This is a genomic window from Micromonospora marina, assembly GCF_900091565.1.
Classification (GTDB): domain Bacteria; phylum Actinomycetota; class Actinomycetes; order Mycobacteriales; family Micromonosporaceae; genus Micromonospora; species Micromonospora marina.
In genome coordinates this window covers 1-7,148 of sequence record NZ_FMCV01000051.1, presented here as the reverse complement: position 1 = coordinate 7,148, position 7,148 = coordinate 1, and the positions used below count along the sequence as shown (strand labels likewise).

7 protein-coding genes and 2 pseudogenes are annotated in these 7,148 nt (G+C 64.8%); 7 read left to right on the top strand and 2 right to left on the bottom strand.

Going from position 1 to position 7,148, the window contains the following annotated elements; translation table 11 throughout:
* From GA0070215_RS27600 to GA0070215_RS27585, 4 genes and pseudogenes are all read left to right on the top strand, one after another.
* The coding region (locus GA0070215_RS27600) for an integrase core domain-containing protein (protein ID WP_141708200.1) at positions 1-317 on the top strand (317 nt) is incomplete at its 5' end.
* A 61-nt stretch (positions 318-378) separates the two neighbouring features.
* A complete protein-coding gene (locus GA0070215_RS27595; protein WP_244167181.1) occupies positions 379-978 on the top strand; it encodes an RHS repeat domain-containing protein in 600 nt (199 codons plus the stop codon).
* Positions 975-2,132, top strand: coding sequence for a Clp protease N-terminal domain-containing protein (locus GA0070215_RS27590; protein WP_091051737.1), 1,158 nt, complete (start codon positions 975-977; stop codon positions 2,130-2,132). Before GA0070215_RS27595 ends, GA0070215_RS27590 begins: the two co-directional genes overlap by 4 nt.
* 457 nt (positions 2,133-2,589) lie before the next feature.
* A pseudogene (locus GA0070215_RS27585) lies at positions 2,590-3,787 on the top strand (IS110 family RNA-guided transposase).
* 333 nt (positions 3,788-4,120) lie between these two features.
* Here GA0070215_RS27585 and GA0070215_RS28590 read toward each other — a convergent pair.
* Positions 4,121-4,435 (bottom strand): hypothetical protein, encoded by a 315-nt coding sequence (locus GA0070215_RS28590; RefSeq protein WP_167361590.1) that lies wholly within the window; start codon positions 4,433-4,435, stop codon positions 4,121-4,123.
* A gap of 111 nt (positions 4,436-4,546) precedes the next feature.
* Between GA0070215_RS28590 and GA0070215_RS27575 the strand changes: the two genes are divergently transcribed.
* The 3 genes from GA0070215_RS27575 to GA0070215_RS27565 are packed head-to-tail and all read left to right on the top strand — an operon-like array spanning position 4,547 to position 6,815.
* Positions 4,547-5,338 (top strand): nucleotidyltransferase domain-containing protein, encoded by a 792-nt coding sequence (locus GA0070215_RS27575; protein ID WP_091051733.1) that lies wholly within the window; start codon positions 4,547-4,549, stop codon positions 5,336-5,338.
* Positions 5,335-6,006 carry a metallophosphoesterase gene (locus tag GA0070215_RS27570; RefSeq protein WP_091051730.1) on the top strand — a complete coding sequence of 224 codons (672 nt, stop codon included), beginning with the start codon at positions 5,335-5,337 and terminating at the stop codon, positions 6,004-6,006. Before GA0070215_RS27575 ends, GA0070215_RS27570 begins: the two co-directional genes overlap by 4 nt.
* A 5-nt stretch (positions 6,007-6,011) precedes the next feature.
* Positions 6,012-6,815 (top strand): hypothetical protein, encoded by an 804-nt coding sequence (locus GA0070215_RS27565; RefSeq protein ID WP_091051726.1) that lies wholly within the window; start codon positions 6,012-6,014, stop codon positions 6,813-6,815.
* Here GA0070215_RS27565 and GA0070215_RS27560 read toward each other — a convergent pair.
* Positions 6,812-7,148, bottom strand: a pseudogene (locus tag GA0070215_RS27560) (IS701 family transposase); the annotation flags it as partial. The gene GA0070215_RS27565 and the pseudogene GA0070215_RS27560 overlap by 4 nt on opposite strands.

Genomic DNA, 7,148 nt, shown 5'->3' with positions numbered 1-7,148 from the left:
ACCGAGGAGTCCAATATCGAGCGATCCGCTACAGCCAGCGCCTCGCCGAAGCCGGCGCCGTCGCCTCCGTCGGCTCCAAGGGCGACTCGTACGACAACGCCATGGCCGAGGCGTTCAACTCGTTGTACAAGGCCGAACTCGTCCGCAACCAAGGCCCGTGGCGCGGACTCGACGACCTGGAGATGGCCACCGTCGAGTACATCGACTGGTACAACAACCGACGCCTCCACGGCGAACTCGGACACGTCCCGCCAGCGGAGCACGAAGCACTCCACGCGATGACCCAACCGGTCACCACACCCCTGAAAACCAGCTAACCAACTCTCCATCAAACCCGGGGCTTGACACGTCGCCGGTATCAACGAAAGCGACGACGGGTTGTCGTGGGCCAGCGAGTCGACCGAGTACGGGCTTGCGCGCAACGCCGGCGCCGGTACCGAACGCTACCGCTGGCTCGGCAGTAAGCAACGGGCCGCCGACACACCATCCGGGATCGTCCTGATGGGTGTAAGGCTCTACAATCCGACCACCGGCCGTTTCCTCCAGGTGGACCCTGTGTACGGCGGTAGCTGCAACCGCTATGAGTACACCTGCGCCGATCCCGTGAACCAGACAGACCTCAATGGCAAGGCGCTGCCCGCGTTCATCGCTGCTGTTGCCGCAGTCCTCTCACTGGCGCGGGCGGTCGCTCTCGCCTGCCGGATCGGAAAACAATTCTGCAAGAGGGCACTGAAGTACCTGGTCGACAAGGCGAAGCCGCACCTGTGGCGAGCGTTCTGGTGGGCGGTAGGAAAAGCCAAGGTATTCAGTTCCAACGAACGGGTGAAGCGAGGCCTGGATTGTGGGTGGTCCTTCTATAAACTCATAAGCAACGCGCGTGTCGGCGGCTGGTCAGGGAAGGCCATAGCGTTCACAGCTGGTTTCATTTTCGGCGCCATAACGAAATGGCGTTGCATGCCCAAGGGTAGGTACTCATGACGACTGAGACCGTTGACCCGCCCGTCGGTGAGCAGGTTGCCGACGTGCTGCGGGCCGCCTACTATTACGCGCTGGCCGACGGTCATCCTGTAGTCGATCCCGGCCAGTTACTGGTGGCGGCGGCACGTAACGACGACCAGGCTGGCCGGATCCTGGGCAGGCAGGTCGCGGAAGGACGCGCTACCACGCCACGGCAGGATCTTCCGGGCCCTCAAGATGGGGCCGGGCTCACTGGATCGCGGTACGCCGGAGCATTGCGAGAAGCCCGCTGGTGGATACTCCGAGCCAACCCGGCCACCGACCGGAAGCACGAGCCGACATGGTCCGCCTCGATTGGCGCTGCACTCGCCAGGGCTGTCACCTCGGCCCGCGCTGCCGAGGTGACACGGCTCGGCATGCCGCACCTGCTACTGGGGCTACTCGACCCGACAGAGCCCACTGTCCTTGCCCTGTCCGATCGCGTCGGCCTCGACATTGCTGCCACTCGTCGGCACATCGGAGCGGCTGAACTCAGCGCTGAGCCGACTCCTTTCGCCCCGCTGGTCGATCCGCTCCGGGCCTTCGGGGCCGCCCAGAGCAGCGGCCCCTGGCCCGTGCGCTGGATCCCGGCTCTGATGGCCCGCCTCACCAGGCGGCAGACTAAGTGGGGCGGGCCGGTCCTGGCGTGCCTCGAACGCGAAGTAATGCGCCAGGCGGTGGTTACCGGGCACGGCATCGTCCAGAGTAGCTCGGTGCTGCTGGCGATCGTCAGCATGGACGTGCAACTCAAGGCAGTGGGCGAGCGCTTGCGGAAGCCCTACCTACCGCACAATGAGGGCGGAAAGCTGCTGATTGAGGCTGGGTTCGACTTCGCGCAGGCTCAGTCGGCGGCCGAGTCTCTCGCCGAAGTGGAGCGGGATGCGTTGCCCGTTGGAGAATCCTCGTCTCGCTTCTGGGACACGGGCAAACCCGGAGACCCATCCTGGAGTTCCGTGGCGGCTCGTGCCATGGAACAAGCGACCACCATCGCACGAGAGCACGGCCACCAAGCCGTGGGGACATCTCATCTCCTTAGGGCAGTGTTGGCCGAAGATGGGGCAGCTGCGCAGCTTCTCATCGACGCAGGTATCGATATAGGCGCACTTCGCCGTCGGGTAGTTCAGAACGTCACGTAAGGATGATCAACCAGTGACGGTGCCTGTCCGAGCAAACTGCCGGACAGGCACCGTCCTGGGTCGAGCGCGTCACGCCGGAACTCATCCGTGCACTTCGATGGTTCAGCCGCCCTGGCTGCCACTGTCTCCTTGAATCGGGGCAGCGAGGCGAGCCCCGGACGGGGCGTTTGGTGGGGGCGCGAACGTGCCGGCGATACCAACGGTGCCCCCGTTTACCCCCGTTACCTTTTGATCGTCCCCAGCCGGGGACCCTCGGTTGCCCGGCCCGGTATGACTTCCTGCCCCTGTCGTTTCGATGATCCGGGGGGTGTTGTCGCCGGGTCGGGTGGCGTTGGCGGACCGCTGATAGGGACACGGCCACCCGTGTTGGGGTAGGTCTCTTCGTAACGTGGCTGCCGGCAGTCCGACGCTCAGACCAGCGGCCGAGGCCACGAGGCGACGCGTGGAGGCGGGTGCGGTGCAGGACGGATACGGCGTCTACCTCGGCTTGGACGTCGGCAAAGGTAATCACCACGCGGTTGGGCTGAGCCCGGACGGCAAGCGGCTGCACGACGCGGCGTTGCCGAATACCGAGGTCCGGCTGAGGCAGCTGTTCGACAAGCTGGCCCGCCACGGCACGGTCTTGGTGGTGGTCGACCAGCCGGCCTCGATCGGCGCCTTGCCGGTAGCGGTGGCTCGGGCCTGCGGGCATCAGGTGGCCTACCTGCCCGGCCTGGCCATGCGCCGCATCGCTGACCTGCACCCCGGTGCGGCGAAGACCGACGCCCGCGACGCCTACGTCATCGCCGATGCGGCCCGCACCTTGCCGCACACCCTGCGGCGGGTCGACGTCGGTGATGAGGCTATGGCCGAGCTGGAGGTCCTGGTCGGCTTCGATGACGACTTCGCGGGCGAAGCCACCCGCGTGTCCAACCGCATCCGGGGCCTGCTTACCCAGATCCACCCTGCTCTGGAACGGGTCCTTGGCCCGAAAGTGCATCACAAGGCGGTGCTGGAACTGCTGTCCCGCTGCGGTGGCCCCGTCGGCCTGCGCAAGGCCGGCCGCCGCAAGCTGGCCTCGATCGCCACTGTCCACGCACCTCGCATGGGTGACCGGCTCGTCGAGCAGATCATGGCCGCTCTCGACGAGCAGACCGTGACCGTCCCGGGCACTCAGGCGGCGGAGACGATCCTGCCTCGCCTGGCTGACAGCCTCCGCGATGTCCTGCGCCAGCGAGACCAGGTCGCCGGCGAGGTCGAGAGGATGCTTGATGCGCACCCTCTTGCCCCGGTCCTGACTTCGATGCCGGGCATCGGTGTCAGGACCGCCGCTCGGATCCTGCTGGAAGTCGGCGACGGCACCGCCTTCCCAACTCCCGGCCACCTCGCCGCCTACGCCGGCCTTGCTCCGGTGACCCGACGATCCGGCAGCAGCATCCGCGGTGAACACCCACCCCGCGGCGGCAACAAGAACCTCAAACGCGCGTTCTTCCTCGCCGCGTTCGCAGCCCTGGCCGACCCCGTGAGCAGGGCCTACTACGACCGCAAACGCGCCGAGGGCAAACGCCACAACGCCGCCCTCATGCCTCGCCCGCCGTCGCTGCGACGTCCTGTTCGCCATGCTCCGCGACAAGATCCCCTACCAACCACGCCCCACCAGCCCCGTCCCCGCTTGACGAAACCCATAGGGACACCCCCCGAAAATCCCTGCTAAGGGTCGACTATGAGTGACTGGCGTTGACGAGCTGATGATGGCGTCCGTGCAGGTCGGCGATGGGTTATGACGATCAACGACACGCCCAGGACCGCGACGTTCGGTAAGCGTAGGTTCTGACAACGAATGACAAGGGGCGAAGTGATGCTCGACACGAGGTTCTCGTCGGTTCGAATCTCTTCGTTCCAAGGAGTAACCGGCTACCTCCGAGCAGGCAACATGCCTTACGAGGCGATGCGTCCCTGGGCGGAGAAGGGATGAGTTTACCCAACGTACGCCCCGGACGTCCGAACCGTCACCGGCGAGTGGGCGGCCTGGCCGCGCTCCACTTGCGGCGGCCAACCGGTGACGATGTGCTGAACCAGTTCCAGCACGCCATGTAGTTGATGTGCAGCCGCGACCCGCAAGGCAGGAAGACGGATTCCAACTGCTGCGACCCCACGCCGCGCAGCACCTCGAAGAGTTGATCACCGAGTTCAACCGCGAACCCAACCACGGCCTGCGTTGCTGGATGCTTGAACTCATCGGCGACGCACGCTCGGCGGACGCGCTGCCCGTGCTGGCTACCCAACTCCACAGCGTCGGCGAGCGAATCGCGTACGTCGGCCACGGTTGGTCACTGTGGCGGGAGACCACGCCGACGACCATCCGTTGAGCGGAAGCCGAGGTGCGCGCCCCGCGCGGCCGGATCCTGTCGGGAGGCGCTATTACTCTGACAGGCATGACGGTCACGTACTCCGTGCAGGCCCGGGGCGAGATGCAGCGGCCGGTGCCGCATGCGGATGTGATCGCGCGTGCGCGCGCCGCTGTGCGTGGGCCGTACCTTGCCATCTTGCTGTACGGGAGCCAAGCTCGTGGTACCCAACGCCCTGACAGCGACATCGACGTCCTGCAGGTCGTGCGTGCGCGGCCCGGCAAGTACTCCGACGGCAACGTCAACGTGACCGCCTACACGATCGACACTCTGTGGGAGATGTGCAGTCGGGGCAGTCTGTTCATGCTGCATCTCTGCATGGACGGCTACGTGGTCGAGGATCCTGAAGGAGTGCTGTCAGAGATCTTGGGCAGTTATGCGCGTCCCACGAACTTCACAAACGCGATCGCGGAGCTGACCGCCGCCGCTCGTGCACTTACCGTCGAAGATGCGGCAGACCACTGGGACGGCCTGCGCAAGCTCGGTATCTACGTAGCGCGCACCGTCTGTTACGCCGTACTTGCCGACCGTGGTGAGCCTGAATTTGCCCCGGACGTCGTAGCTGCGAGGCTGGGGGTGCCATCGATGCAGCGCGCGCTGCGCTTGCGACTTGAGCCTCCTCTAGCCGACGACCTACACACGTTGTACTCTGCGGTCGTCGACCTGGTGGGAGACGTTCCGCTGGCCGGCACGACGCTGGACTCGCTGGCAGCCGAACTGCTCTACGACTCCCCCTACGCGGCCACGCTCATGATCCAGGCGTTGGCAGGCGGGACCGACGGGTTCGAGTACACGGCGTTGGGAGCGCCACCGATATGAGCAGTGCGCTGGCGGTCATTGGAGATGTCCATGGCCGATACGATCTGCTGGCCCGGATGCTCGACTCACGGCACCTGCATGGACGTCATGTGGTCCTGGTTGGGGATGTCATCGACCGCGGACCGGACTCCGCAAAAGTGCTGGACCTAGTCTGTGAGCTAGTCGACGGCTGGCCGTCGGGCGCGACGCTGCTGCGCGGCAACCACGAGCAGGCGCTGTTGGACTTCCTCAGTACCGGAAAGGCCGCTGCCTTCCTACGAAACGGCGGGATGCACACGGTGGCCAGCTACTACACGGCAGTGCCGACGAACGTGCTGGCGGCCTTCCGCCAGGATCTTCCTGAGGCACACAGGACCGTTCTCAAGAGCAGCGCCACTCATCTCGAAAGCGACGGGTTTCTCGTCAGCCACATGGGATACGACCCGTCGGATCCGGCCGCACGAGACCTCAAGGCTATGGTGCTGGACGCCCACTTTGACCTGTTCGGGGCTCCTCCTGAGCTTCAGAAGTTGACGGTATGCGGTCACTATGTGCAGCGCGGGGGTCAGCCATACGTTACCGACTCACTCATCTGCGTTGACACTGGCTGCGGAACCTTCCCGGATGCACCGCTCTCGGCGGTCCTCCTTCCCGAGCGCACCATCGTCCAAGTCGAGCCGGAAGGCTGAATTGCATGACCGAGTCGGCGAAAATGCGCGACCTCCGTCGGGCCGTCAAGGACGGGCAGGAGGTAATCGCGGTGCACTACGCGTGTGAGTCGCTGGCTGAAGCCAAAGACCACCCACCCGCAGTTTCCTGCATCGGCGTCGCGAACCTGAAGAACGGGACCCGGCAGGCTTTTTCCCTAGCCGACATGCCGGCGGAGATTGAAACCAAGCAGCGCGAGATTGGGCTCTTGGAGAGGTTCTACGCGCATCTTACAGAGCATGACAGATCCGTTGTTCTTCATTGGAACATGAACAGTTCATTGTATGGATTTGACGCGCTGCGTAACCGATACCGCTATCTCGCCGGAACGGATCCTGGTCAGAGGCCGTCCGAACATCTGCTGTACGACCTCGATGACATCATCGGGGGTGAATACGGAGAGACGTACGTGCGTCATCCAAAGCTTTACAATATCGCCATGCTGAACGAAATCGGGCTGTTCTCCTTTCTGCAAGGAAAGGAAGAGGCGGCCCGATTTAAGAGCGGTGACTTCGGGGCAATCGCCGGCTCAACCACGACGAAGGCCCGTGCCATCCTCGACATCCTGCAAGCACTGCTAGGAGGTCGACTTAAGACTGAAAAGAGCGCTGGCGCTACCAGGTTCGCGGGAGAGCGAATCGACGCGGTTGAAGCGGTGCTCTCGCTAGGTGATCGACTTCGCTACGTTGAACGCGAACTGGGCCGACGCCACAGCGGGCGGTCTACGCTGACAGTCACTGATGAGTACGACGTGCAGGATCTCCTTAGTACGGCAGCCGCCATTTGCTAGGTGAGCAGGGCGTATTCGCGGTTGAGGCGGGTGCGTTGGTGGTGCCAGCGGGCGCGGGCCTGGTGTCGGCGTCGCCAGGTGAGCCAGTCGATGGCGTGTCCTGGTGGTGGTGGGTGGTGCAGGGCGTCGGCGAGGAGTCGTCCGACCTCGGGCACGGTGAGCGGGATCAGTCCGGGATCGGCCGGTGGTGGCTGGTCGGGTGTGGTCGGTGGGGGTGCCTGGCTGTCGGTACGTTCCCGTAGCGCGGCGGCGGTGACCGTGCAGACCGCGAGGGCGGCCATGACCAGCACGGTGTGCCGGGCGATCGCTTTGTGCAGGCGGGCCTGGCACTGG